Origin of the sequence: Xanthomonas sp. JAI131 (assembly GCF_013410075.1) — a bacterium.
Taxonomy (GTDB): Bacteria; Pseudomonadota; Gammaproteobacteria; order Xanthomonadales; family Xanthomonadaceae; genus Xanthomonas_A; species Xanthomonas_A bonasiae.
The window spans coordinates 1,276,870-1,302,986 of sequence record NZ_JACCCN010000001.1; the positions used below are offsets into that span (position 1 = coordinate 1,276,870).

Sequence of the window (26,117 nt, forward strand, 5' to 3'; positions counted from 1 at the left end):
CCATGTCCGGTTCGCTTGCGGTCCAACTCCGGCCGCCGATCGGCGGCACGCCGGGCGTCTCGCGCCTGGCATGGTGGTGGTCCACCGATCGGCGCATGTTCGCAGGCGTGCTGGGGCTGGCCCTGCTGCTGCGGCTGCTGGCGATGGTGCCGAGCAACTACCACCACCCCGACGAGATCTGGCAATACCTGGAACCGGCGCATCGCCTCGTGTTCGGGCACTGGGTGGTGGCATGGGAATACCGCGACGGCATCCGCACCTGGCTGATCCCCGCCTTGCTGGCCATGCCGATGCGGCTGGGCGCCTGGCTGGCGCCCGACGGCGGCCTGACATTGGCATTGCCGCGCCTGATGCTGGTGCTGCTGTCGCTGTCCACCGTCGCCTGCGCCACCGGCATGGGGATGCGCCTGTCGCGGCTGCATGGCGCGATGGCCGGCGTGGTCGCCGCGATCTGGGCCGAACTGGTCTATTTCGGGCCGCGGGCGATGTCCGAACCGGTGGCGATGGCGCTGTTCTTTCCGGCCGCGCTGCTGCTCACGCGGCCGTTGGCGCAGCGCACCCGGGCCACCTACGCAGGCGCCGGGCTGCTGCTCGGCCTGTGCTTCTCGGCGCGCTTCCAGCTGGCGCCGGCGCTGTTCGTGCTCGCGGCCTGGGCCTGCGGCCTGCGCTGGCGTGCCTGGCTGTGGCTGACAGCCGGTGGCCTGCTCGGCCTGGGCGTGGATGCGGCGGTGGACATGCTGGTCGCAGGACAGCCGCCGTTGCGCTGGATCTACGCCAACTTCCACATCAACCTGGTGGAGCAGAAAAGCGCCAGCTTCGGCACCAAACCGGCGTACTGGTATCTGACCCGGATCTGCAACCAGTGGCGGCTCGCGGCGCTGGGCATCGTGCCGCTGGCCATCCTCGGCGCGCGGCGCTACCCGGTCCTGCTGGCGGTGGCGCTGGTCAACCTGTTGATGCATTCGTTGATCCCGCACAAGGAATACCGCTTCGTCCTGCTGTCCACCACGCTGCTGGTGGTGCTGGCCGCGTTCGGCACCGTCGACGCGCTGCAGCGCCGCGCCGCCGGCGACGAGCCGCGTCTGCAGCGCCTGTGCGGACAGGCGCTGCTGCTGTGGCTGCTGGCCTCGCTGCTGGTGGCCACCACCGGGCCGGTGAAACGCTACTGGAAATCCGGGCGCCCCTTGATCGCGGCGATGCAACTGGCCGGCGCCGACCCTGACACCTGCGGAATGGCGTTGTACCGGCCACCGAATCCACTGAGCGCCGCCTACGCCCTGTACGGTCGCCAGACCCCGATCTACCTGTTCGACACGCGCGACGACCACGCCGCCGCATTGCGTTACCGCAGCGCCTACGACACCGTGCTGTCGGTGGCACAGGCCCCGCCACTGGCCCCGGAATACGCGCTGCTGGGGTGCTCCAGCAAGGCCTACTGCGTCTATCGGCGCGCCGGCGGCTGTACCGGGGAGGTGCCCAGGGAATACGAAGTCAACGCGGTCCTGACCAGGCTGGGCAAATAGCGCAGGCCAAGCCGCCGCGCTGGCGGGCGACGCATCCTGCGGCCACCTGGATCGCACGCAAACGGCGCGCAACTGGAACGCGGTCACGCCTTGCGACACGCGGGCTCAAGATCGTCGAAACGGCGCCGACAAGAGATGCAACGTTTCGAGGAGCCTTCATGGGCATCCTGATCTACCTGACTCCCGCCGTCGCGCTCTGGGCGATCACCGCCACCGTTCTCGCCTGGGTCTTCTTCGGCCGCCTGCGCCGCGAACAACAACAACAGGCGAGCGTGCAGGACAGCCTCGCCCGCCACCAGGCCGCGCTGTCGCAGATGAAGGCGCGTGCGGCCGTCAGCGCGCGCGAGCTGGAGGCGCTGCAACAGGCCTACGCCAGCCTGCGGCAGACGCTGGAACTGCAGGCGCAGCAGGACGCGCCGCCGGCCGAGCAGGCCGTGGAGCGGCCACCGGTGCCGATCCTGGTGATGGAACGCCTGGACATTTCCGCGGAGATCGGCACGCTGCTCGCGCATGTGGCGCGGGTGGCCCGGAGCATCCGCCGCTACAGCGCCTACAGCCGCGGCCACAACGCGCCGGAGCTGAGCAGCGCGCGCTACGACCTGCATTGGCTCTCCGACTGCCTGCACAGCCTGGACCAGATCGGCCACGCCCTGGCCAGGGGCAACGTGGACACCCTGACCGCCGCCTGCACCGAACTGCTGGCGATGTACGAGCAATATCTGAAGGACGGATCCGGCTACAACAGCCGCGACACGTTCCAGCGGCTGAGCAGCCACGTCCCGCTCGCCGATGTGACCGACGCCATCCGCTCGATCGCCGCCAAGGCATCGCTGGCGCGGCAGGCGCAGACCCAGGCCAGCGCGGAACTGCACGCGGCACCGGTCGCCTGACGTACCACCACCGGGCGAACGCGCGCCCCTGGCGCCCGCGTTGACCGGACCGGTCGCGCGTGCTGTGATGCGTCCCGATCCGGGTGGGAGCAGCGACATGGCAGACATCAAGGCGGCCTTCGAAAAAGCGGCCAAGGACATCAAGCAGCGCGAGGAGCGTCCCGACAACGACACCTTGCTGCGCCTGTACGCGCTGTACAAACAGGGCGCGGAAGGCGACGTCGCCGGCGCCAAGCCGGGGTTCTTCGACTTCGTCGGCATCGCTAAGTACGAGGCCTGGGCCAAGCTCAAGGGCATGCCGCAGGCCGAGGCGCAGAAGAAGTACGTGGACCTGGTGAAGAAGCTGCTGGCCTGATGGCGCGCGACACCCGCCGGCGCATTCTCGACACGGCCCTGGCGATGTTCAACGCGCAGGGCGAGCCGCACGTCACCACCAACCATATCGCCGACGAGCTGGAGATCAGCCCGGGCAATCTGTACTACCACTTCCGCAACAAGGACGACATCATCGAGCACCTGTTCGCGCGCTACGAGGAGCGCATGGACGCGGCGCTGGAGTTGCCGAGCGCGCGCCTGCCCGGGCTGGAGGACATCTGGCTGCAGCTGCACCTGGTGTTCGAGTGCATCTGGGACTACCGCTTCCTGTACCGCGACCTGATCGAGATCCTCAGCCGCAGCCGACGCCTGCGCCTGCGCTTTGCGCGCATCCTGCGCCGCGCCGACGACAGCACCCAGGCGGTGTTCCAGGGCCTGGCGCAGGCCGGGGCGATGCGCGCCACCGCGCAGGAACTGGGCGGCATCGCCACCAACGTGCTGGTGGTGGCCACGTTCTGGCTCAACTACGCCGCCGCGCGCGGCGAGAAGGACGAGCAACTGGCGATCCGCCACGGCATCGTGCAGGTGATGCTGCTGATCAGTCCGTTCCTGCGCGAGGCCGAGCGCGCGCACCTGGCCACGCTGATGCAGGCCTATCTGGACTGAGCGCGGGGAACGCGCCCCCCAGCAGGCGACGACGACGCCAGGTGCCAGGTGCGCCGCGCATCGATTCGCCAAGCGCGGCCGGCATCGGCTAGGCTTGCCGCCCTGCCCTCGCCGCCCGGAATCCGCGTGAGAACCGTCGTCGCCACCCGCTACGTGACCCCACTGCGCGAAGGCGGCTCGCTGCCGGCGGTGGTCGAGGCCGACGACGACGGCCTGTACGTGCTGAAGTTCCGCGGCGCCGGCCAAGGCCCGAAGGCGTTGATCGCCGAACTGCTGGGCGGCGAACTGGCGCGTGCGCTGGGCCTGCCGATGCCGGAACTGGTGTTCGCGCTGCTCGACCGCGAGTTCGCGCGCACCGAGCCGGATCCGGAAATCCAGGACCTGATCCGCGCCAGCGAGGGCTTGAACCTGGCGCTGGACTACCTGCCCGGCGCGATCAACTACGACCCGGCCGCCTTGCGCCCGGACCCGGCGCTGGCCTCGGCGATCGTCTGGTTCGACGCCTTCGTCACCAATGTCGACCGCACCGCGCGCAACACCAACCTGATGGTCTGGCACGGCAAGCTGATGCTGATCGACCACGGCGCGGCGCTGTATTTCCATCACGACTGGGAACACGCCGGCAGCGCCTGCGCCTCGCCGTTCGCGCGCATCCGCGACCACGTGCTGCTGCCCTACGCCAGCGCCATCGCCCAGGCCGACACGGAACTGGCGCCGCGGCTGACCGATGCGGTCATCGACGCGATCGTGGCGCAGATCCCGGACGCATGGCTGCAGGCCGAAGCCAGCTTCGCGAGCGTGGACGCGCATCGCCAGGCCTATGCCGATTACCTCAAACAGCGGCTGGTACTGCGCGCGGCGTTCGTCGAGGAGGCGCTCCGTGCCCACGCTGCACACGTATGACTACGCGGTCATCCGCGTGGTGCCGCGGGTGGAGCGCGAGGAATTCGTCAACGTCGGGGTGATCGTGTCGTGCCCGACCTCCAAGCTGCTGCATGCGGCGATCGAACTGGCGCCGGCACGGCTGCACGCGCTGGACCCGACCCTGGACATCGAACGCCTGCGTCCGTACCTGGACGCGATCCCGGCGATCTGCCGCGGCGACGCCGATGCCGGCCCGATCGCACTGCTGCCGCCGCGCGCGCGCTTCCACTGGCTGACCGCGCGGCGCAGCTCCATCATCCAGATGTCCTCGGCGCACGTCGGTCGCACCACCCAGCCCGAGCGCGTGGTCGAGCATCTGCTCGAACGCATGGTCAGGACGCCGCGCTAGCTCGCCGACGTGGTGGTCAGCCTCCATCGGCACATTGGCGGATCGACCGCATAGCCCTGTTGCTACCGCACCGCGTTCAAGCAGCTCGCGGCGCCCCTCTGTAGACTCGCCTTCCATCCGGCACGCAACCGTCCTTTCAAGCGCGGCGCCAGCCGCGACCGGCACAGCGGCGGATCTTCCCGGCTCCGGTCACAGTCGGGACCGACCTCCCTCCCACAGTGCACCCGGCAGACCTGCCGCACGCCCCTGTAGGAGCGGCTTCAGCCGCGACAGAATCCAGCACTCGGCACGCGGATCGCCGTGCCCGCACCCAACGCGCCCCACATCCGGCAACGATGCCGTGCGCTGTTATGGCGAGCGTGCGCTGCGCTTCGCCGCGCGGCGTGGCGCAGCGGTCTTCTTCGTCGCCCGCTTCGCCGTCTTGGTCGCCGCCGCACGTTTGCGCGGCGTGGCGCGTGGCCTGGGCTGCAGACCCAGCTTGACCAGCACCGGCTGCAGCCGCGCCTCGACCTCGGCGCTCAACGGTTGCACCTGGCCGCGCAGCGCCGCGGCACCCTCGCGCACGCTGCTTTCGGCGCCGTCGGCCAGCTGCGCCACCAGCGCCTTCAACGTGGTCGCGCCGCTGGCGGCATCGGCGGCCGCGGCCAGCGCACGCTTGCGGGTCAGCGACACCAGGCCCAGGCCGGCCAGCCACAGGTGCCGCGGCGCCAGGGTCTCGGATCGGGGTGCAGAGGTGGAACGCTTCTTGGTCGCCATCGCAGGTCTCCTTGGATGCCGACAGCGGCACCGATGCGACGCATGCTGGCGGCAGCGGCTTGAGCAAACACACTATCCGCAGTGCAGCTTGCCAGCCAGCCATCGCGGCGCCATGCTCGGCGCGAACTCCAGGGAGGCCAGGCATGGCAGCAAAACCGACCGCATGGGCGCCGTTTCCGTACGACGCCAACGCCTACGCCTACCCGGGCGAGGCGCTGAAGAAAGCCTGGCCCAAGCTGCACGCCGGCGACCGCGAGCCGTACCCGGACCCGGCCCGCGCGCAGGCGCTGCTCGCTGCCGCCGGCAAGGCCGGCAAGGGCCACGATGCGCAGACGCTGTCAGCAGCGCTGATCGAGGCCTGGCGCGCCTTCCACCAGGGCCAGTTCCAGCAGGCCTACAGCGCCGGGCAGGCGCTGGGCGTGTTCGGCGCCTCGGTCGCGGTCAAGGCGCTGGGCATCCACGCCAGCTACCTGGTCGACGACGACAAGGAAAAGCTGCAACGCCTGCAGCAGGCCGCGACGCTGGCCGAAGCGGCGATCGCCGTGCTGCCGGACGAGGCCAACAGCCACTATCGCCACGCGTTCGCGCTGGGCCGTTACAGCCAGGGGCTGAGCATCGTCAAGGCGCTCAAGCAAGGCATCGCCGGCAAGGTGCGGCAATCGCTGGAGGCCGCGCTGGAACTGGAGCCCAAGCACGCCGAGGCGCACATGGCGCTGGCGCTGTACCACGCCGAAATCATCGGCAAGGTCGGCGCGATGATCGGCGGACTCACCTACGGCGCCAAGGCCGCGACCGCCGAGCAGCATATCCAGCAAGCGCTGAAGCTGACGCCGGATGCGCCGATCGCGCATGTCGAATACGCCAACGTGCTGTTGCTGCTGCACGGCGACAAGCACGAGGACGCGGCCGCCGGCGCGTTCGAAAAAGCCGCCAAGCTCAAGCCGCGCGACGCGATGGAAGCGCTGGACGCGGCGTTCGCGCGCGAGCAGTTGGAGTAGTTGGCGGCCGCAGTGCCATGCATGTGCGGCCGTTCCCTTTTCCCATCGGGACCATGCCCCCCTTTTCGGGGGAAGGTGCCCCGCAGGGCGGATGAGGGTATGGGCGAAGCCTCATGCAATCGATCATTGCGAGTCGCTTCGCGCTGTACCCTCACCCCAACCCCTCTCCCGGTGGGAGAGGGCTAATCGGCCGTTCCTTTGTCCTGGTCTAATTCTCGTGGACACCTCGATAGGGGATGATCATCGCCAACGAGGACCGAGCACGACATGACATCCCGCCCGCATAGAACCTTCGATACCGCCTTCAAGCTGTAGTAGGCGGTGCAGATGATGCGGGACCAAGGCGTGAGCGTGGGCCAGGTATGCCGCGATCTGGATTTGGTCGATGCGCCGTGCATCGCTGGCTGGCCCAGTACCAGGCCGAGCAAACCGGCCAGCCGCGACAGGCCGTAAGCCAACGCCCGCCCCATCTTGACCAACTAGTGGTTTCAGGACCCGGAGATTGGATTTCGGCCACCGGCCACGGGTAGTGGCGGGCGGCAGCTCTTGGTTATGCGGGCAGCCGTGATTGGTCGTCTCTTCCGCGCAGCAAATTCGGTCAAGACGCTGCGCCCTCACTTTGACACGATGCGGCCATGAACAGCACGACACCACTCGTCCTCGACCCGCTCTCGAGCGTCGTCGCCTGGATAGAGCAGCATCTCGACCAGTCGCTGACTCTGGAACAGGTCGCAGCACGGGCTGGCTTGTCGCCGTATCACTTCTCGCGGCTGTTCACCGCGCGCATGGGCCGCAGCGTGATGGCCCACGTGCGCGGCCGCAGACTCGTGCGCGGGGCACGACGGCTCTGCGATGAGCCTTATCTGAAGCTCGTCGACCTTGCGTTCGACTGCGGATTCGAATCTCAGGAGGCGTTCACGCGCGCGTTCAAGCGCCTGTTCGGCGTCTCTCCTGGCCGGTTCCGCAGCGGATTTGCGGTCGAACCCATCGAAGGCCAATATCCCATGCACCTCCCTTCCGCCCACAACACATCCGTCTTTCGCTTGCCCGAGCTCGTAGCGATGCCGGCTTTCCGCGTCGCCGGACCCGCGCGCCAGTTCGACGAGGCCAGCAAGGCGGAGATCCCGCAGTTGTGGTCGGCGTTGATCGGTGCGCTGCCATTCGCGGGCCAGGTTCAGAGCTGGGCGACCTACGGCGTCGTCTCCGTCGTCGACAAGGCTGAGGGCTGCTTTCAGTACATGGCGGGCGTCGGCGTCGAATCCGCCTGCGTGCCGCCAACCAACTTTTCGACGATGCAGATCCCGGCCGCGACCTACGCAGTATTCCGCATCGCACTCAATGGCACGGCGCTGCACCCGCAAGTCAAACAGGCGCTGGCATCCATCTGGGGCGAGCTAATCCCGGCCTCGGGCTTAAGGGTCGTCGATGGTCCCGACTTTGAGCTCTACGACGGCCGCTTCGATCCGCACAAGCCAGGGTCCTTCATCGACTTCCATGTCCCTGTGGAGGCCTGACCTGCCGGTGGTGACCAGAACCGAACCCTTGGTGGTGCGGGCTGCGCTCCACGTTCGGCGATCGATCAGCGGCCGATCCCTTCTCCCGTCGGGGGAAGGTGGCACGGCACGCAGGGCCGGAGAGGGTACGGGCGCAGCCTCCTGTACCCAAATCCACGAGCCGCTTCGCGCCGTACCCTCACCCCAACCCCTCTCCCGGGGGGAGAGGGGCTAAAGCGCGCCGCGGCCGTTTCCTTCTCCCGTCGGGACCATGGCCGCCTTTTCGTCCTGAAGGCGCGGATGAGGTGCGGAAGAAGCCGCGCATGGCGTGCGTGCCTGCATTGCATCGGCGACGTCGTCATGCCGCGCCCTGCCCGCGCCAGAAACGACGACGCCGGCATTGCGCCGGCGTCGTCGTATACCTCCAGCATGCGCGATCAGCTTTCCGGCGGCAACTCGCTGGCGATCTCGGCGCTGCCGCCTTCGCCCACGATCGGCTCGGCCGGCTCTTCCTCGACCAGCGAACCGTCCAGGCGCTCCACCGCCTGCAGCTTCTCGCCCTTGGACAGGCGGATCAGGGTCACGCCCTGGGTGTTGCGGCCGACGCGCGAGATTTCCGAGGCGCGGGTGCGCACCAGGGTGCCGCCATCGGAGATCAGCAGCACCTCGTCCTTGGTGCTCAGCAGCACCGCGCCGACCAGCTTGCCGTTGCGCTCGCTGGTCTGGATGCCGATCACGCCCTGCGTGCCGCGGCCCTTGCGCGGGTACTCGGCCAGCGGAGTGCGCTTGCCGTAGCCGTTCTCGGTGGCGGTGAGGATGTAGGCATCGGGCTCGTCGCCGTTGCGCACCGCGACCTCGGCATCGACGTCGGCCTCCGTCTCCGGCGCCGTCTCGACGTCCTCGGCATCCTCGTCCTGGCCCACGGCCGGCTCGGCCACGATCAGGCTGACCACGTACTCGCTCTTGGCCAGGCGGATGCCGCGCACGCCGCGGCTGCTGCGCCCGGTCGGCTTGACCCCGCCGCGGCTCTTGCGGCGCGGGCTGCGCGCGTCGTCGCCGTCCTCGACGGCCTCGGCCAGCGCGATCTCATCGTCGCCGTTGTCCTCGCCCGTGCCCTCGTCGATGGTGCCGTCCTCGGCCTCGTCGTCCTTGGGCCGTTCGGAGAAGCGCACGGTCTTGCCGTTGGAGGCGAACAGCAGCACATCGCGCTCGCCGTCGGTCAGGCCCACGCCGACCAGGGCATCGCCCTCGTCGAGGTTGATCGCGATCTTGCCGGCCTTGCGCTGGAACGCGAAGTCGCTGAGCGGGGTCTTCTTGACCATGCCGTTGCGGGTGGCGAAGAACACGTAGCGGCCGCCGGCATAGTCGCGCACCGGCAGCACCGCCTGCACGCGCTCGCCGTTCTCCAGCGGGATCCAGTTGATGATCGGGCGGCCGCGCGCGTTCGGGCCGGCCTCCGGCAACTGGTACACCGGCAGCGCGAACACCTTGCCGCTGCTGGTGAAGGTCAGCAGCGTGTCGTGGGTGTTGACCAGCCACAGCTGGTCGATGAAATCCTCTTCCTTGGTCGCCGCGGCGCTGCGGCCGCGGCCGCCGCGGCGCTGCGCGCGGTACGCGCTGACCGGCTGGCGCTTGGCGTAGCCGGCATGCGACAGCGTCACCACCACGTCTTCCGGCGCGATCAGGTCGAGGATGTCGAGATCTTCCTCGCTGTGGCGGATCTCGGTGCGGCGCGCATCGCCGTATTCCTCGCGGATGCTGATCAGCTCCTCGCGGATCACCTGCAGCAGCACGTCGGGGTTTTCCAGGATCCGGATCAGCCCGGCGATCGCTTCCAGCAGTTGCTTGTATTCCTCGGTCAGGCGCTCCTGCTCCAGCCCGGTCAGGCGGTGCAGGCGCATTTCCAGGATCTGCGAGGCCTGCACTTCGGTCAGCTGGTAGCCGTCGGCGAGCAGGCCGACGCCGGCCGGCAGGTCTTCCGGCTGCGAGGCATCGGCACCGGCCGCGCCGAGCAGCGCGCCGACCAGGCCCGCGTCCCAGCGCCTGGCCAGCATGCGCTCGCGCGCCTCGGTCGGGTTGGCCGAGGTCTTGATCAGCTCGATCATCTCGTCGATGTTGGCGAGCGCGACGGTCAGGCCTTCGAGGATGTGCGCGCGGGCGCGCGCCTTGCGCAGTTCGAAGATGGTGCGGCGGGTGACCACTTCGCGGCGGTGGCGGACGAACGCCTCCAGCATCTGCTTGAGGTTCATCAGCTGCGGGCGGCCATCGACCAGCGCCACCATGTTGATGCCGAACACCGACTCCATCTGGGTCTGCTGGTACAGGTTGTTCAGCACCACATCGGCGGCTTCGCCGCGCTTGATCTCGATGTAGATGCGCATGCCGTCCTTGTCGGACTCGTCGCGCAGTTCGCTGATGCCTTCGAGCTTCTTTTCCTTGACCAGCTCGGCGATCTTCTCGATCAGCCGCGCCTTGTTGACCTGGTACGGGATCTCGTTGACCACGATCGCCTCGCGGCCGTTGTCCTGGATCTCGATCTCGGCCTTGGCGCGCATGCGCACGCGGCCGCGGCCGGTGCGGTAGCCGGCGACGATGCCGCTGGTGCCGTTGACGATGCCGGCGGTGGGGAAATCCGGGCCGGGGATGTATTCCATCAGCCCGTCGACGTCGATCTGCGGATTGTCGATCAGCGCCAGGCAGGCGTTGATCGATTCGGTCAGGTTGTGCGGCGGGATGTTGGTCGCCATGCCCACCGCGATGCCGGCCGAACCGTTGACCAGCAGGCTGGGGAACCGGGTCGGCATGACCGTCGGCTCCAGTTCCTTCTCGTCGTAGTTGGGCTGGAAATCGACGGTTTCCTTGTCGATGTCGGCCATCATCTCGTGGGCGAGCCGCGACATGCGCGCCTCGGTGTAACGCATCGCCGCCGCGGAGTCGCCGTCGACCGAACCGAAGTTGCCCTGCCCGTCCACCATCAGGTAGCGCAGCGAGAACGGCTGCGCCATGCGCACCAGCGTGTCGTACACCGACTGGTCGCCGTGCGGGTGGTACTTGCCGATGACGTCGCCGACGATACGCGCCGACTTGTAGTAGGGCTTGTTGCTGTGCGCGCCCAGTTCGTTCATCGCGAACAACACGCGGCGATGCACCGGCTTGAGGCCGTCGCGCGCATCCGGGAGGGCACGCCCCACGATCACGCTCATCGCGTAATCGAGGTAGCTCTTGCGCATCTCGTCTTCCAGGTTGACCTGGATGATTTCCTTGGCGGATTCTGCCATTCGGGTTCCGTAAGTCTGGTGGCTAATCGACCAGGACGCCGGCCCGCGGCAAGCGGGCCTGCCGGCACCGAAAATCTACGGCGCGCAGCGGTCGATCGAACCGCCGGATTCTATCATGACGGGCGCGCGAATGCCCGGTTTTTGCCGGCCCGAACAAGCACTTGCGTGGATTTGCGGGGCCGTGCAGGGCGGCTGGCGCGGTTGCCGCGGCTCAGCCGCCGAACGCGGCGCGCATGCGCTCGGGATCCGGCCGTTCGATCACCCCGCGTTCGGTGACGATGGCATCGATCAACTCGGCCGGGGTCACGTCGAACACCGGGTTCCAGGCGGCGATGCCCTCGGCCACGGTACGCACCCCGCCCACGCCGAACAGCTCGCCCGGGTCGCGCTGCTCGATCTCGATCTGCGCGCCGTCGGCGGTGTCCATGTCCACGGTGGACCACGGCGCCACCACCATGAACCTGACGCCGTGGTGGCGCGCGGCGATCGCCAGCTGGTAGGTGCCGATCTTGTTGGCGGTGTCGCCATTGGCGCAGATGCGGTCGGCACCGACGATCACCCACTGCACCGCGCCGGTCTTCATCAGGTGCGCCGCGGCCGAATCGGCGATCAGGGTCGCGTCGATGCCGTCCTGCTGCAGTTCCCACACGGTCAGCCGCGCGCCCTGCAGCCACGGCCGGGTCTCGCCGGCGAACACCTTGGCGATGCGGCCCTGGGCCATGCCGGCGCGGATCACGCCCAGCGCGGTGCCGAAGCCGGCGGTGGCCAGCGAGCCGGTGTTGCAATGGGTCAGCACGCCGCTGCCGGGCGCGATCAGGCCCGCGCCGAGCGCGCCCATGTGGCGGTTGGCGGCCAGGTCTTCCTCGGCGATCGCCTGCGCCTGGCGTGCGATCGCCTCGCGCCAGTCGGCGCCGGCCGCGGCCAGCGCCTTGCGCATGCGCATCAGCGCCCAGGCCAGGTTCACCGCGGTCGGCCGCGCCGCATTGAGCCGCTGCAGCGCCGGTTCCAGCTTGGCCAGCGCCTGTGCGCCGTCGTCGGCCTGCACGTCGCGCGCGGCCAGCACCACGCCCCAGCCGGCGGCGATGCCGATCGCCGGCGCACCGCGCACCGCCAGGCTGTGGATCGCGTCGGCGACCTGGTCGCTGTCGGTGCATTGCACGTGCTCGACCACGAACGGCAGCTTGCGCTGGTCCAGCAGCTCCAGCGCCTCGCCGGTCCACAGGATCGGACGGATATGGTCGTAGCGGGCGTAATCGATATCGAGGTCGGCGTTCATCCGGCTATTTTAACGGCGGGGATTGGGGATTGGGGATTCGCAGAAGCGGCGCTGCGTGCGGTTGCCATGGGCCCTGCCCTGGCGCTCGGCGCAGTGTCGGCGCGCGGTGGCTGCGATGCTCAGTTGACGCTGAATTCCGCGCGACAGCCCTTGTCCACCCAGATGCCGTCGCGGTCCCAGCCCCAGCTGTCGTCCTGCACGCAGGCGGTGCCGGACAGCTGCCGGCGCAGCTGCACGCTGTTGTGGATGCTGACCCCGCAGCGGCGCCGCGAGCGGCCCTTGGATTCGCACAGCACCGGACGTGCGCCGACCGGGAAGCCGGACCCGTCGCTGGCGCCGATCTCGAACTCGCCGCGGCAACCGCGCGACACCCAGATCTCGTTGCGGCGCACGCCCCAGCTGCGCTCCTCGCGGCACGGCACCGAGGACAGCTGGCGCATCAGCCGTACCGGCGCGCCGCGCAGCATCACCGGGCAGCTCTCGACCCGGCCGTCGGATTCGCAGCGCAGCACGCGGCGCATCGCGCTGCGCGTAGGCTCGGGCGGATTGGAACGGAATTCGGCGCGGCAGCCCAGCGTCACCCACACCCCGGTGCCGTCCGAGCCCCATTCGCTGCCGCGGATGCAGTCGTTGTCGGACAATTGCCGGATCAATTCCACGCCCTGTTCGGTCGGCATCGGGCAATGCACCCAACTCATGTCGCGCGATTCGCACCGCACCACCGCGGCATCGTAACCGTCCGGCGCCTGCGCGAACGCCTTCGCCGGACACGCCGATACCGCCAACCCCAGCCAACACCAGCTACCGAGCCCGTACGACCACTTCATGCTTGGCTCTGCCCCTATGCGTGGAACCTGAACAACGAAGACCACTCCACCGATATCGCGCATCGACCGCATGCTGGGCTGGATCAAACCATCATCGATGTCGACAAAGCAAGAAGATGCTACATGAACGACGCACGGTTCAGGCTCGCGCGAAATCGTACGCGAGCACATCGCCGATCGACGCGGTGCCGCGCATCGCCATCAGCAGGCGATCCACGCCGACCGCGACGCCGGCGCAATCGGGCAGCGCCGGCAAGGCCTGCAGCAGACGCTCGTCCAGCGGCGGCAGTTGCGCGCCGCGCTCGCGGCGCAGCGCGTGATCGCGCAGGAAGCGGCGTCGCTGCTCGGCCGCGTCGTTGAGTTCGTGGTAGCCGTTGGCCAGCTCGTAGCCGCCCAGGTACAGTTCGAAGCGTTCGGCCACCGGCGGTTGTTCGTCGCGGACGCGCGCCAGCGCGCACTGCGTGGCCGGCCAGTCGTGGACCACGGTGATGCGGTCGGCCGGAAACGCCGCTTGCAGGCGATGCGTCATCAGCAGGTCGAGCCAGTCGTCGCGGGTCAGCCCTGCAGCGTCGATGCGGATGTCGCGCAATGGCTGCTGCAGCGCATCGAGCGGCGCCAGCAATGGATCGATGCCCAGCGTATCCAGGAACAGTTGCCGATAGGTGACGACCTGCAGCGTCGCCGTGCGCGCGACCAGCGCCAGCGCCTCGCGCATCAGCGCCACGCTCTCGTCCACCAGCTGCAGATGATTCCAGCCGACCCGGTACCACTCGAGCATGGTGAATTCGGGATTGTGGCGGCCGCCGGCCTCGCCGTTGCGGAACACCCGGCCGAGTTCGTAGCAATCGCCGACGCCGGCGGCCAGCAGGCGCTTGAGCGGATACTCCGGCGAGGTGCGCAGCCAGCGCAGCGCGGGGCCGGCATCGACATGGCCGCTGAAGCGGGTCTGGAAACTGTCGATGTTGGGTTCGGTGTTGCCGGCCGCCGACAGCATCGGGGTCTCCACCTCGAGCACGTCGCGCGCGGCGAAGAAGGCGCGGATGCGCGCGTTGAGCGCGGCGCGCAGGCGCAGCGCGGCGATGTCCACAGCCTCGCTCATCGCGGCGATCCGATCGGGTGCGTCGCGCCCGGAAGCCGGCTCACCCCTGCCCCTCGTGTTCGCCGAGCAAGGCCAGCAACTGCGCCTCGTCCCACACCGCAACGCCCAGTTCCTGCGCCTTGTCCAGCTTGGAACCGGCCTCGGCGCCGGCGACGACGAAGCTGGTCTTCTTCGACACGCTGCCGGCGACCTTCGCGCCCAGCGCTTCCAGGCGCGCCTTGGCCGCATCGCGGCTGAGTTGCTGCAGGGTGCCGGTCAGCACCACGGTCTGCCCGTCCAGCGGCGCGGCGCGGCGCACGGCCTGCGCCGGCGCCGCGTCGAGCAGGCGCCGCATCGCCGCGTCGGCGGCGTGCAACGCCTGCAGCCGCGCGTCATCGGCCAGATAGGCGGCGAGATTGGCCGCGCCCGCCGCCGACAGCCCGGCGCCGGTCCAGCCGCTTTCGTTGGCGCGCAGTAGCGCATCGAGCGTGCCGTAGGTCGCGGCCAGCCGTTGCGCGCTCTTGCCGCCGAGCTTGTCCACCGGCAGCGTGGTCAGCAGGTGCGCCAGGTCGAGCCGCTCGCGCAGTTCCGCCGGCGGCGCGCCCTCGTCGGCGAAGCGGATGCCGGCCTGGACCAGCGCATCCACCACGGCCGCGTTGCCGGGTTGCTCGAAGAAGGTCGCGATCGATCGCGCGACCTCGCCGCCGATATCGGGCAGCGCCTGCAACAGCACCGCCGGCGTGCTGCGCACGAAGTCCAGCGATCCCAGCCAGTGCGCGAGCGCCTTGGCGGTGGTCTCGCCCAGGTGCGGGATGCCCAGCGCGAACAGGAAGCGCGGCAATGTGGTGTCGCGGCTGGCGGCGATCCCGGCGACCAGGTTCTCCGCCCATTTCGTCGCCAGCTTGCCGCCCAGATCCACGCTCAGGTGCGCGCGCAGGAAGTCGGCGCGCTTCCAGTCCGGGGATCCCTGCGCCAGCAGCGCCTGCGCCCGCGCATCGAGCATCAGCGCGCCCTTGCTGTCGTTCACGGCCTGCACCAGGTCGGCGGCGGTCGCCGCATCCAGCGCCGCCTTCATCCGCACCAGGTCTTCGACGCTCAGCGCATACAGATCTGCCAGCGACTGCACGAAACCGAATTCGACCAGGGCATCGGCCTGGCGATCGCCCAGGCCCTCGATGTCCATGGCCCGGCGCGAGGCGAAATGGCGCACGGCCTCCTTGCGCTGCGCCGCGCATGCCAGACCGCCGCTGCAGCGCCAGGCCACCGCGTCCTCTTCCTTGACCAGCTCCGAGCCGCACACCGGGCACGTGGCCGGCATCGTCCACGGCAGCGTGCCGGCGGGACGGCGTTCTTCGATGACCCGCACCACTTCGGGAATCACGTCGCCGGCGCGGCGCACGATCACGGTGTCGCCTTCGCGCGCATCCAGCCGCGCGATCTGGTCGGCGTTGTGCAAGGTCGCGTTGGTGACGGTGACCCCGGCGACCTGCACCGGTTCCAGCCGCGCCACCGGGGTGACCGCGCCGGTGCGGCCGATCTGCACTTCGATCGCGCGCAGCACGGTGGACTGTTCCTGCGCCGGGAACTTGTGCGCCAGCGCCCAGCGCGGCGCGCGCGAGACGAAGCCCATCGCCGCCTGCTGGTCGTAGTCGTCGAGCTTGTAGACCACGCCGTCGATGTCGTACGGCAGCGCGTCGCGCTTGGCGCCGATGCGGCGGAAGTACGCGATCAGGCCGTCGAAGCCGGTTGCCGTCGCGACCTCGGGCGCCACCGGGAAGCCATAGCGGCGCAACAGGGCCAGGGTCTGCGAATGGGTCTCGGGCAGTTCCGGGCCGCGCACCTCGCCGACCGAATAGGCGAAGAACGCCAGCGGCCGCCGCCGGGTGACCGCCGGATCGAGCTGGCGCAGCGAACCGGCGGCGCCGTTGCGCGGATTGGCGAGCAGTTTCTCGTTGCGTTCCAGCGCCTTGGCGTTCCAGGCGGCGAACGCCGCGCGCGGCATGTAGATCTCGCCGCGCACCTCGAGCACCGCCGGAAACGGCGTGCCCAGGTCGCGCAGCTTCAACGGTACCGAGCGCACCTGGCGCAGGTTGGCGGTGACGTCCTCGCCGGTGCTGCCGTCGCCGCGGGTGGCGCCCTGCACGAACACGCCGTCCTCGTAGCGCAGGCTGATCGCCAGGCCGTCCAGCTTCGGCTCGACCGAGAACACCGGCGCGGCCAGGTCCAGTGCGCGCTCGATGCGCCGCTCGAAATCGGCGACTTCGGCGAAGCGCTCGCGGTCGTCGGCATCCTCGGCCACGCCCGGCGTCTCGAACGCGTTGGCCAGCGACAGCATCGGGATCGCATGCCGCACTTCCGGGAAGCCGCCATCCGGCCGCGCGCCGACGGTGCGGGTCGGCGAGTCGTCGCGCGCCAGCTGCGGGTGCTCGGCTTCCAGCGCCTCCAGCTCGCGCATCAACGCGTCGTACTCGGCATCGGTGATCGACGGATCGTCGTGCACGTAGTAGCGGTCGTTGGCGTCTTCGATGCGCTGGCGCAAGTCGGCGGCGCGCTGCTGGAGATCGGGCGTGGCGGTCATGCGCGGCCGGGGACCTGGTGACGGAGAGGGAGGCGATAGTAACTGCGTGCCTGGCAAGGGGAAATGCGGGTGAGGCCGGGATTGGAGTTAGGGATTCGGATTCGGGCTCTGAAGATGGGGGACCGGTAGCGCAGCGGACGCACCCTCACCCCAACCCCTCTCCCGAGGGGAGAGGGGCTCAGCGGACGCTCCGATCGCAGCGCCTCGCTTTTCCGATTCCCCACTCCCCTTTCCCGATTCCCTGTTTTCCCACGATTCAGAAAACTTGCCGAAACGTTAAGGAAACATTAGGTTTGCCTCCCCGCCCTGACGTTTCGCTGGAGAGTGCCCGTGTCGCTACCGGTTTCGCGCCGTTCCTTCCTTTCCCTCGCCACCTCGGGCCTGGCGGTCGGCGCACTGGGCCTGGCGCCCGCTGCGGAAGCGGCAAAGCGCAAGGCGGCTGCGGTCGCGACGCCCGGCGTGGCGCCGGCGGTCGGCCCGGTCTATCTGAACTTCAACGAATGTCCGCTGGGTCCGGCGCCGGCCGCGCTGGATGCGGCGCAGGCGATCCTGCCGCGCGCCGGCCGCTACCTGTTCGAACTGCAGAACGACCTGATCGCGCTGTTCGCCGGCGAGCAGCAATTGCCCAGCGATCACGTCGCGGTCTATCCCGGCTCCAGCGACCCGCTCAACCGCGCCGCGCGTGCGTTCACCTCGGCCCGCGCCGGCGTGGTGGTGGCCGATCCGACCTTCGAAGCGGTCGCCGATGTCGCCGCCGCGCACGGCGCGCCGGTGCGGCGGGTGCCGCTGCGCGCCGACGGCGGGCACGACGTCAAGGCGATGGCCAGCGCCGATCCGAACGCCGGGCTGATCTACCTGTGCAACCCGAACAATCCGACCGGCTCGATCACCGCGCGCGCCGACATCGAATGGCTGCTGGCCAATAAGCCCGCTTCCAGCGTCCTGCTGGTCGACGAGGCCTACATCCACTACAGCGAGCAGCCCTCGGTGATCGACCTGATCGGCCAGCGCCAGGACCTGCTGGTGCTGCGCACCTTCTCCAAGCTGTACGGCATGGCCGGGCTGCGCCTGGGCCTGGCGGTGGCCTCGCCGGGACTGCTGACCAAGCTGGCTGCGTTCGGCGAGAACCCGGTGGCGATCCCCGCGGTGGCCGCCGGCATCGCCAGCCTGCGCGACGTGCAACTGGTGCCGGCACGGCGCGCGGAGAACGCGCGGATCCGCAACGAGACCATCGCCTGGCTGCAGAGCAAGGGCTACAAGTGCCTGCCGTCGCAGGCCAACTGCTTAATGGTCGACGTCAAGCGCGACGGCAAGGCGTTCGCCGCGGCGATGGCCAAGCAGGGCGTGATGATCGGCCGCAGCTGGCCGATCTGGCCGAAGCTGGTGCGCGTCACCGTCGGCACCGAGGCGGAGATGCTGCGGTTTCGTGAGGCGGTGTTGAAAGCGCGCAAGTAGCGCGCTTGGGATTGGGGAGTCGGGATTGGGGATTCGTAAAAGCTGGCTTCGCCGCTTACCTCATCGGCCCGTAACCTCATCGGCCCCCGTACCCTCATCCGCCCCTTCGGGGCACCTTCTCCCGATGGGAGAAGGGAAGGCGCAGCGGATTCGCTGTTACGAATCCCCAATCCCGAATCCCCAATCCCGGCGCCACACTTACCAGCGTGGCGCCTTCGTCAACGGGGGCGCCTGGTGCTGCCGGTCGTAGGCGCGCAGTTCGTCGCGGATGTGGGCGATGCGCTGGCGGCCGAGGGCGTTGCGGCTGTCGTCCAGGACTACGCCGTCGAGCAGTTCGCCCATGCGCTGCACGGTCGGCAGCATCTTTTCCCACGCGTCGAGCGCGGTCAGCGGCGCCGGCAGGGTCAGGAAGAACGCGATCGCCGGGGTCTCCATCTCGCGGATGTGGGCCATGTCGAAACTGCCCGGCTTCATGATGCTGGCCATGCTGAAGATCGGGCCGCGCTCGGGATGGCCTTCGACCAGGCGATGGAACACGCTCATGTGGCCGAACACCAGCCCGGTCTTCTCGGCGGCGACGACGATGTCCTCGCCGCGCAGCACCTGGCCGGCGCGCGCGGCGACGTACAGCGAGACGATCTTGTCGAAGTCCTGGCTCGGCCGCTTGCCGAGTTCGGCGTTGGCCGCCTCGGCGGCGGACAGGCCCAGTTCGGGTTGGCCGAGGGCGCCGTCCTGGTCGGGCGCGGCGATCGCGTCGCCGTCGGCGGGCGCTGCGGCATCGCCGAGCGAAGGTTCGCGGCGCGGTGCGGCCGGGTCGGCCGGCTCCACGCGCCGGCCCTGGGTCGGTTTCTTCGGGCGGCCGAACAGGAAGATCGCCGCGATCAGCAACAGACCGGCGGCGAGGATGCCGATGCGCAGCATTGCCATGTCGGACATTCGGGGGTTACTCCGGCAGGGGTGCGTAGGGGGAAGACAAGGTATTTAGCATGTCACGTCAGGCCGCGCCCGCCAAACGCGCGGCTTCCTCGAGGTCCACGCTGACCAGGCGGCTGACGCCCGGCTCGCGCATGGTCACGCCGCTGAGCTGGTGCGCCGCTTCCATCGTGGCCTTGTTGTGGCTGACGAACAGGAACTGCACCTTCTCGCTCATCTCCTTGACCATCGCCGCCAGGCGGCCGACGTTGGCTTCGTCCAGCGGCGCGTCGACCTCGTCGAGCAGGCAGAACGGCGCCGGGTTGAGCTGGAAGATCGCGAACACCAGCGCCACCGCGGTCATCGCCTTCTCGCCGCCGGACAGCAGCGAGATGCTGGACACGCGCTTGCCGGGCGGACGCGCCATGATCGCCACGCCGGTGTCGAGCAGGTCTTCGCCGGTCAGTTCCAGATAGGCGTGGCCGCCGCCGAACAGGCGCGGATACAGCGCCTGCACGCCGGAATTGACCCGGTCGAAGGTGTCCTTGAAGCGGCCGCGGGTCTCGCGGTCGATCTTGCGGATCGCGTCCTCCAGGGTTTCCAGCGCGGTGTTCAGGTCGACGTCCTGCGCTTCCAGGTATTCGGCGCGCTGCGCGGCCTCGCCGTATTCGCTGATCGCGGCCAGGTTGACCGGCTCCAGGCGGCGCATGCGTCCGTCGATCTGCTGCACCGCCTGCTCCCACTCGGCCGGATCGGCCTGTTCGGGCAGGCCGTTGATCACGTCCTCGAGCACGAAGCCGGCCTTGACCACCGCCGCCGACAGTTGCTCGGCGCTGAGCACCAGCGCCTGCTGGTCGAGGCGGCGCTGGGCGATGCGCTCGCGCTGCGCCAGGGCCTGTTCGTCGCGCTGCTGGCGGGTCTGTTCCAGGCCGCGCAATTCGTTGTCGATGCCGTCCAGCAGCGCGCGCGCCTCGCCGAGCGCGCGGTCGGTGCGCACGCGTTCGCTGAGGGCCGCCTGGTGCTCGGCTTCCAGCGCATGCACCGGCGAATCGCCTTCGCTCAGCTGCGCGCTGAGTTCGCCCAGGCGCGAATCCAGTTGCCCGCGCTGGTTGCCCATGCGCTCCAGCGCCTGGCTCAGCGAGGCGATCTGGGTGCGTTGTGATTCCAGGGTCAGGGCCAGCGCATGCGAGGCCTCGCGCACCCGGCGCGCGGCATCGCGGGCCAGGTCGCGCGCTTCGGTGAGCTGGCGACGCTCGCTCTCCAGCGTGTGCCGGGTGCTTTCCAGGTCGCCCATGCTGGTGACCGCGTCTTCCAGCTTGGAGCGCGCCTCGCGCGCCTGCTCGCGACTGCTGTCCAGCGTTTCCAGCAGCTGCGCGATCTCCGTCTCGATGCGCTCGATGCGGGTGCGCGCGGCGTCCACCTTGCCCTGCTGGCTCTGCAGTTGCCCGGCCAGTTCGGACACGCTGCGGTGCGCCTGGTACAGCTGACGCTGCGCTTCCTCGCGCTGCTGCTCGGCGGCCAGCGACTGCTCGCGCAGGCTCGCCAGGCGCTGGTCCAGTTCCGCTTCGCGGTCCTGCAGCGCATCGATCTGGCCGCGCAGGGCCTGGATATCGCGCTCGCGCAGCAACGCGCCCTGCTTGGCCGCGCCGGAGCGCGACACGCGCAGCCAGCCTTCGCCCAGCCGCGCGCCGTCGCGGGTGATGACCGAGTCGCCCTCGCCCAGCTGCGGCAGCAAGGCGCGTGCGGCGGCCAGGTCCTCGGCCGCGTGCAGCCGCGACAGCAGCCGGCGGATCGCGATCGGCCCCTGCACCTTGGCGGCCAGCGAGGTCGGCGCGAAGTGGCCGGCCTCCTCGTCGCTGCTGACCAGCGCGATGCGGCCTTCGCCGAGTTCGCCCAGCGCGTCGACCAGGGTCTCCGGCGCATCGACCAGCACGCCTTCGATCAACTGCCCGAGCGCGCCTTCGACCGCGTTTTCCCAGCCGCTTTCGACGCTGATGCGCTCGCCCACGCGCGCCGCCGAATCCAGCCCGCGCGCCTTCAGCCAGGCCACCGCGGCGCCCTGCTCCTGGCCGAGCGCGGCCTGCTGCAGGGTTTCCAGCGACGACAACCGGCCGCGCGCGGCCTGCGCCTGCTTGCGCACCTCGGCCAGTTCCGCCTGCGCGCCGCGCTGCTGTTCCTGCAGCGCGGTCAGCGCCTGCTTGCGGGTTTCGACCTGTTCGTTGAGCCCGTCCAGCGCGGCGCGCTGGGTCTCGTGCTGCAGCTCCACCTGTTCGAACGCGGCGGCCAGCGCGTCCAGGTCCAGCCCGGCGCGCTCGGCGGCCAGCGCTTCGCGGCGGCGCTCGGCTTCCAGCGACTGCCGGTCCAGATAATCGACGCGGGTGCGCTCCACTTCGCCGGCGCGCGAGGCCTCGGCGGTGTAGCGCTGGTGCGCTTCCCAGCGCTGCTGCCAGTCGGCCAGCCTGGCCTCGGCGTCGCGCAGCGCTTCCTGCTTGTATTCGTTGTCTTCCTGCAGCTGCTCCAGCTGCGGCCCGGCGATGTCCACCGACTCGCGCAGCAGCGCCAGCTTGGCCTCGTCGCCGCTGATGTGCTGGCCGAGTTCGGCCAGCGCCAGCTGCGCTTCGTCGCGCGCCTTGTGCAGGCGCTGCGACAGGTCGCGCTGGTGCTGGATCTGCTGCTCGATGCGCGCCAGGGTGCTGCCGACCTGGTAGACCTCGGCCTGGGCCTTGCTCAGGGCGTCGGCGGCTTCCTCGCGGCGCACGCGGCCGGTCTCGATCCGCGCCTCGGCCTCGCGCTGTTCGGCGATGAACTGCTGCAGGCGCGTCTCTTCCTGGCCCAGCGCCTCGCGCAGGCCCTGCAGCTTGCCGTCCAGGCCGCGGTATTCCAGCGCCTTCCACTGCGCGTCCTTGACCCGGCGCTCTTCCTGCAGCGCCTGGTACTGCTCGGCCTGGCGCGCCTGGCGCTTGAGGTGCTCGAGTTGCTTGCCGATCTCCTCGCGCAGGTCGCCCAGGCGTTCCAGGTTCTCGCGGGTATGGCGGATGCGGGTCTCGGTCTCCTTGCGCCGCTCCTTGTACTTGGAGATGCCGGCGGCCTCTTCCAGGTACACGCGCAGGTCTTCCGGGCGCGCCTCGATGATCTGGCTGATCATGCCCTGCTCGATGATCGAGTAGCTGCGCGGGCCCAGGCCGGTGCCGAGGAACAGGTCGGTGATGTCGCGGCGCCGGCACTTGGTGCCGTTGAGGTAGTAGCTGCTGCTGCCGTCGCGGCTGACCTGGCGCTTGACCGAGATCTCGTTGAACGAGGCGTACTCGCCGGAAATGGTGTGGTCGGAGTTGTCGAAGATCAGCTCCACCGTGGCCTGCGACACCGGCTTGCGCGCCGAGGAGCCGGAGAAGATCACGTCGGTCAGCGAGTCGCCGCGCAGGCGGCTGGCCGAGCTTTCGCCCATCACCCAGCGCACCGCGTCGATGATGTTCGACTTGCCGCAGCCGTTCGGACCGACGATGCCGGTCATGTTGGTCGGCAGGTGCAGCGTGGTCGGATCGACGAAGGACTTGAAGCCGGACAGCTTGATGGTCGACAGGCGCATGGGGCAGGCAATCCATGGCAGGCGGCGGCCGGCGGGCCGGCACGCGCTGCCGCTAATGAATATCCAGGTGAAGTCCCGCTTCCAAGTCCTTGATACGACTACGATCGCCGGACAGAAAACAGGCACGAACCGATGAGTATAACGGCACCCAGCGAGGACCGGGGCCGGAGGCCGCAAACGAAACGGGCACCTTGCGGTGCCCGTTTCGGTACAGCATGAAGCCGTGGATCAGGCTTCGGCTTCGACCACGACCTTGACCGTGGTCTCGACGTCGGCGTGCAGGCGCACCAGCACCTCGTACTCGCCGATGTTGCGGAACGCGCCTTCGCCCAGCACCACTTCGCCCTTTTCCAGCGGCAGGCCGGCGGCGGTGAACGCCTCGGCGATGTCGCGCGGACCGACCGAGCCGTACAGCTTGCCTTCGGTGGACGCGTTGGCCTTGACTGTCACGCTGGCGCCTTCCAGCTTGGCCGCACGGGCCTCGGCGTCGGCGTGGATCGACTGTGCCTTGGCTTCGTACTCGGCGCGCTTGGCCTCGAACTCGGCGATGTTGGCGGCGGTGGCCGGCACGGCCTTGCCCTGCGGCACCAGGAAGTTGCGGCCATAGCCCGGCTTGACGTCGACCTTGTCGCCGAGGCCGCCCAGGTTGGTGACTTTCTGCAGAAGAATCAGTTGCATGGTGTTGCTCCGTTATTCGTTAGCGCACGCCCGAAGGCGCCCGCAACGCTTGCTGTCCGAATAGGAAAAGCCGGGAATCGGGAATCGGGAATCGGGAATCGCAAAATCCCCGAGCAACGCCGCACTCTTCGATCGCCAGACTTCATATTGAGTAGCCCGCGCACGGATGCGTGGGCTGTTGCCCGGAAGGACCCGCACAACCGTGCGGGCGCTTCCGGAGCGGTCACATCAGATGTCGTGGTTGTCCGTGTACGGGATCAGCGCCAGGAAACGCGAGCGCTTGACCGCCGTGGCCAGCTGGCGCTGGTACTTGGACTTGGTGCCGGTCACGCGGCTCGGCACGATCTTGCCGTTCTCGGTGAGGTACTGGCGCAGGGTGTTGAGATCCTTGTAGTCGATCTCTTTGACGCCCTCGGCGGTGAACTTGCAGAACTTGCGACGACGGAAGAACTTGGACATGGCAGTGCTCCTTAGGCGGCTTCGGCGGCGTCGCCGTCGGTTTCGGTGGCGGCGGCAGGCGCATCGCCTTCCTCGTCGTCGCGGCGACGGCGCTCGCTACGCTCGGGCTTGTCGCCCTTCTCGTCCTTGCTCTTCATGATCAGCGACTGCTCGGTGTCCGGGCCGTCGCGCTTGATCACCAGGTGGCGCAGCACGGCGTCGTTGAAGCGGAAGCTCTCGACCAGTTCGGCGAGGATGGCCTGGTCCACTTCGATGTTGAGCATGACGTAGTGCGCCTTCACCAGGTTCTGGATCGGGTACGCCAGCTGGCGGCGGCCCCAGTCTTCCAGACGGTGGATGGTGCCGCTGCCGTTCTCGACCAGCGACTTGTAGCGCTCGATCATGGCCGGGACCTGCTCGCTCTGGTCCGGATGGACCAGGAACACGATTTCGTAATGACGACTCATGTGGTTATACCTTTCGGATGTGGCCCGAGGGCCGGACAGCCCCCCGCGAGGCCCGAAACGGGTGCGGTGGGGCAAGGGATCCCGCCACGACGGGCGCAGGAAGCCGGAAAGTATGGCAGCGCAGAGGCCGCGCCGCAAGGCGGGCTGTCCACCCGCCCTGAGCGGGTGCCGCCGGCTGCAGACGATGCGCCCGCCCGGGCCGCTGCCGCGCCGGCGCCGGTTTTGCGACACTGGCCGGGTGAACCGCACACCGCCCGCACCCTCAGCCACCGACGCCAGCGCGCTTCCTGCACGCCTGCCCGCGCAGCGGCCTGCCCTGCCCGCTGCCGCAGGCCGCGACCTTGCGGCCAGGCCTGCGCGAGTACGCCGCGCCGAAAGCGCCGCGCTCCCCTTTCGCATACGCGGCATGTCGGCCGGGTGCGCGCATTGAGCGCCCGCCTGGACGCCGACCCTGCCCTGCGCGTCGGCCAGCCGCTGCAGCTGGACCTGCCGCCGGCGGTCGCCACCGCCCTGCGCAGTGCACACCGCTACCTGCTGCACGACGGCACGCCGCTGTACGCGCTGGGGTTCGATGCCGAGCGCTTCCACTCGCAGGCCTTCGCCGCGGCGACGATCGCCTGCCCGGACAGCGTCGCGCGCAGCGTGCGCAAGCGCCAGGCGGAATTCCTGTTCGGGCGCCTGGCCGCGCGGCTGGCGCTGGACGAAGCGCTCGGCCCGGCGCAGGCGCGGGCCGAAATCGCGATCGGCGCGACGCGCGAGCCGCGCTGGCCGGCCGGCGGCCTGGGCAGCATTTCCCACAGCGGCGGCTGCGCGGCGGCAGTGGCGCTGCCGGCCGGCCAGGCCCATGGCATCGGCATCGACCTGGAACGGCTGCTCGCGCCGGCCGCGCGCGAGGCCGTGCTGGGCGTGGCGATCGATGCGCAAGAAGCCGAGCTGCTGGCGGCCGCGGCCAACCCGCAGTGGTCGCACGATGCGCTGCTGACCGCGCTGTTCTCGGCCAAGGAAAGCCTGTTCAAGGCCGCGTTCGGCGCGGTCGGGCGTTATTTCGACTTCGCCGCGGCCCGCGCCTGCGGGGTCGATCCGGTGCGGCAGCGCCTGTGCCTGCGACTCACCGAGACGCTATGCGCGCAGTTCGTCGAAGGCCAGGCCTGCGAGATCGGTTTTGCGCGGCTGGACCTGGATCCGCAGCTGGTGCTGACCCACTACGCGTGGTGAGCGCAGCGCCGGCGCTCAGCGCGCGGCGGCCGCCGCATGCTCGGCGTCGGTGGTGAAGCTCTCGCCGCAGCCGCATTCGGCGGTGGCGTTGGGATTGCGGAAGATGAAGGTCTCGCCCAGGCCCTGCTTGGCGAAATCGATCTCGGTGCCGTCGACCAGCGGCAGGCTGGCGGCGTTGACGTAGATGCGCACCCCATCCTGCTCGAACACCGCATCGTCCGGGTGCGCTTCGCGCGCCAGGTCGGTGACGTGGCCCCAACCCGAGCAGCCGGTGCGCTCGACGCCGAAACGCAGGCCCAGCGCACCGGGGGTCTGGGCGACGAAGCGCTGCACGCGCTCGAAGGCGACGGGAGTGAGATGGATGGCCATGGCGAACGACTCCGGGAACAGCGAACGGTCATTATAGGGAGGAAGC

General features: G+C 69.4%; 22 protein-coding genes. 10 read left to right on the forward strand and 12 right to left on the reverse strand.

Features of this window, described 5'->3' with window-relative positions:
- Window positions 1–2: 2 nt before the first annotated feature.
- From HDC36_RS05265 to HDC36_RS05290, 6 genes are all read left to right on the forward strand, one after another.
- Window positions 3–1,523 (forward strand): 4-amino-4-deoxy-L-arabinose transferase, encoded by a 1,521-nt coding sequence (locus tag HDC36_RS05265; RefSeq protein ID WP_179565021.1) that lies wholly within the window; start codon window positions 3–5, stop codon window positions 1,521–1,523.
- Window positions 1,524–1,681: 158 nt separating this feature from the next.
- A complete protein-coding gene (locus tag HDC36_RS05270) occupies window positions 1,682–2,413 on the forward strand; it encodes a hypothetical protein (RefSeq protein ID WP_179565023.1) in 732 nt (243 codons plus the stop codon).
- Between the two features lie 97 nt (window positions 2,414–2,510).
- Window positions 2,511–2,768: an acyl-CoA-binding protein gene (locus tag HDC36_RS05275; RefSeq protein ID WP_179565025.1), complete on the forward strand. Its 258-nt coding sequence runs from the start codon at window positions 2,511–2,513 to the stop codon at window positions 2,766–2,768.
- Window positions 2,768–3,394, forward strand: a complete 627-nt coding sequence (locus HDC36_RS05280; RefSeq protein ID WP_179565027.1) for a TetR/AcrR family transcriptional regulator — start codon at window positions 2,768–2,770, stop codon at window positions 3,392–3,394. The genes HDC36_RS05275 and HDC36_RS05280 overlap by 1 nt, the downstream gene beginning before the upstream one ends.
- Window positions 3,395–3,520: 126 nt before the next feature.
- Entirely contained in the window at window positions 3,521–4,297 is a 777-nt protein-coding gene (locus tag HDC36_RS05285; RefSeq protein ID WP_179565028.1) for a HipA family kinase, read from the forward strand.
- A complete protein-coding gene (locus HDC36_RS05290; RefSeq protein WP_179565029.1) occupies window positions 4,275–4,667 on the forward strand; it encodes a DUF3037 domain-containing protein in 393 nt (130 codons plus the stop codon). The genes HDC36_RS05285 and HDC36_RS05290 overlap by 23 nt, the downstream gene beginning before the upstream one ends.
- 348 nt (window positions 4,668–5,015) lie before the next feature.
- Here HDC36_RS05290 and HDC36_RS05295 read toward each other — a convergent pair whose 3' ends face one another.
- On the reverse strand, window positions 5,016–5,423 hold the full coding sequence (locus HDC36_RS05295; protein ID WP_179565030.1) for a hypothetical protein: 408 nt from the start codon (window positions 5,421–5,423) through the stop codon (window positions 5,016–5,018).
- Between the two features lie 143 nt (window positions 5,424–5,566).
- Between HDC36_RS05295 and HDC36_RS05300 the strand changes: the two genes are divergently transcribed.
- Window positions 5,567–6,421 carry a hypothetical protein gene (locus tag HDC36_RS05300; protein WP_179565031.1) on the forward strand — a complete coding sequence of 285 codons (855 nt, stop codon included), beginning with the start codon at window positions 5,567–5,569 and terminating at the stop codon, window positions 6,419–6,421.
- A 635-nt stretch (window positions 6,422–7,056) separates the two neighbouring features.
- Window positions 7,057–7,935: an AraC family transcriptional regulator gene (locus tag HDC36_RS05305; protein WP_179565032.1), complete on the forward strand. Its 879-nt coding sequence runs from the start codon at window positions 7,057–7,059 to the stop codon at window positions 7,933–7,935.
- Between the two features lie 416 nt (window positions 7,936–8,351).
- Here HDC36_RS05305 and gyrA read toward each other — a convergent pair whose 3' ends face one another.
- The 5 genes from gyrA to ligA all read right to left on the reverse strand — a co-directional run bounded on the left by gyrA (window position 8,352) and on the right by ligA (window position 16,951).
- Complete coding sequence (gyrA, locus tag HDC36_RS05310; RefSeq protein WP_179565033.1) at window positions 8,352–11,192, reverse strand: DNA gyrase subunit A; 2,841 nt, start codon at window positions 11,190–11,192, stop codon at window positions 8,352–8,354.
- Window positions 11,193–11,403: 211 nt separating this feature from the next.
- On the reverse strand, window positions 11,404–12,468 hold the full coding sequence (gene mtnA, locus HDC36_RS05315) for an S-methyl-5-thioribose-1-phosphate isomerase (protein WP_179565035.1): 1,065 nt from the start codon (window positions 12,466–12,468) through the stop codon (window positions 11,404–11,406).
- 119 nt (window positions 12,469–12,587) lie between these two features.
- Window positions 12,588–13,295, reverse strand: a complete 708-nt coding sequence (locus tag HDC36_RS05320; RefSeq protein ID WP_179565037.1) for a DUF3011 domain-containing protein — start codon at window positions 13,293–13,295, stop codon at window positions 12,588–12,590.
- Window positions 13,296–13,434: 139 nt separating this feature from the next.
- Window positions 13,435–14,394: an EF-P lysine aminoacylase EpmA gene (gene epmA / locus HDC36_RS05325; protein WP_179565039.1), complete on the reverse strand. Its 960-nt coding sequence runs from the start codon at window positions 14,392–14,394 to the stop codon at window positions 13,435–13,437.
- Window positions 14,395–14,434: 40 nt separating this feature from the next.
- The gene (gene ligA, locus HDC36_RS05330) at window positions 14,435–16,951 is read right to left on the reverse strand and encodes an NAD-dependent DNA ligase LigA (RefSeq protein ID WP_179565041.1); all 2,517 of its coding nucleotides are present in this window, start codon (window positions 16,949–16,951) and stop codon (window positions 14,435–14,437) included.
- A 330-nt stretch (window positions 16,952–17,281) separates the two neighbouring features.
- Here ligA and HDC36_RS05335 point away from each other — a divergent pair, with 330 nt between their 5' ends.
- Window positions 17,282–18,406 (forward strand): pyridoxal phosphate-dependent aminotransferase, encoded by a 1,125-nt coding sequence (locus HDC36_RS05335; RefSeq protein ID WP_179565043.1) that lies wholly within the window; start codon window positions 17,282–17,284, stop codon window positions 18,404–18,406.
- A gap of 198 nt (window positions 18,407–18,604) precedes the next feature.
- Here HDC36_RS05335 and zipA read toward each other — a convergent pair whose 3' ends face one another.
- The 5 genes from zipA to rpsF form a co-directional block, all read right to left on the reverse strand.
- Window positions 18,605–19,342 (reverse strand): cell division protein ZipA, encoded by a 738-nt coding sequence (gene zipA, locus HDC36_RS05340; protein WP_179565045.1) that lies wholly within the window; start codon window positions 19,340–19,342, stop codon window positions 18,605–18,607.
- A 58-nt stretch (window positions 19,343–19,400) separates the two neighbouring features.
- Entirely contained in the window at window positions 19,401–22,904 is a 3,504-nt protein-coding gene (smc, locus tag HDC36_RS05345; protein ID WP_179565047.1) for a chromosome segregation protein SMC, read from the reverse strand.
- A 228-nt stretch (window positions 22,905–23,132) separates the two neighbouring features.
- Entirely contained in the window at window positions 23,133–23,582 is a 450-nt protein-coding gene (gene rplI / locus HDC36_RS05350) for a 50S ribosomal protein L9 (protein WP_179565049.1), read from the reverse strand.
- A gap of 228 nt (window positions 23,583–23,810) precedes the next feature.
- Window positions 23,811–24,041 carry a 30S ribosomal protein S18 gene (rpsR, locus tag HDC36_RS05355; RefSeq protein WP_003473336.1) on the reverse strand — a complete coding sequence of 77 codons (231 nt, stop codon included), beginning with the start codon at window positions 24,039–24,041 and terminating at the stop codon, window positions 23,811–23,813.
- Between the two features lie 11 nt (window positions 24,042–24,052).
- Window positions 24,053–24,487: a 30S ribosomal protein S6 gene (rpsF, locus tag HDC36_RS05360; RefSeq protein ID WP_003473337.1), complete on the reverse strand. Its 435-nt coding sequence runs from the start codon at window positions 24,485–24,487 to the stop codon at window positions 24,053–24,055.
- 426 nt (window positions 24,488–24,913) lie between these two features.
- Between rpsF and HDC36_RS05365 the strand changes: the two genes are divergently transcribed.
- On the forward strand, window positions 24,914–25,702 hold the full coding sequence (locus HDC36_RS05365) for a 4'-phosphopantetheinyl transferase superfamily protein (protein WP_179565051.1): 789 nt from the start codon (window positions 24,914–24,916) through the stop codon (window positions 25,700–25,702).
- A 15-nt stretch (window positions 25,703–25,717) separates the two neighbouring features.
- Here the strand turns inward: HDC36_RS05365 and HDC36_RS05370 are convergent, their stop codons facing one another.
- Window positions 25,718–26,071, reverse strand: coding sequence for an iron-sulfur cluster assembly accessory protein (locus HDC36_RS05370; protein ID WP_179565053.1), 354 nt, complete (start codon window positions 26,069–26,071; stop codon window positions 25,718–25,720).
- Between the last annotated feature and the right edge of the window lie 46 nt (window positions 26,072–26,117).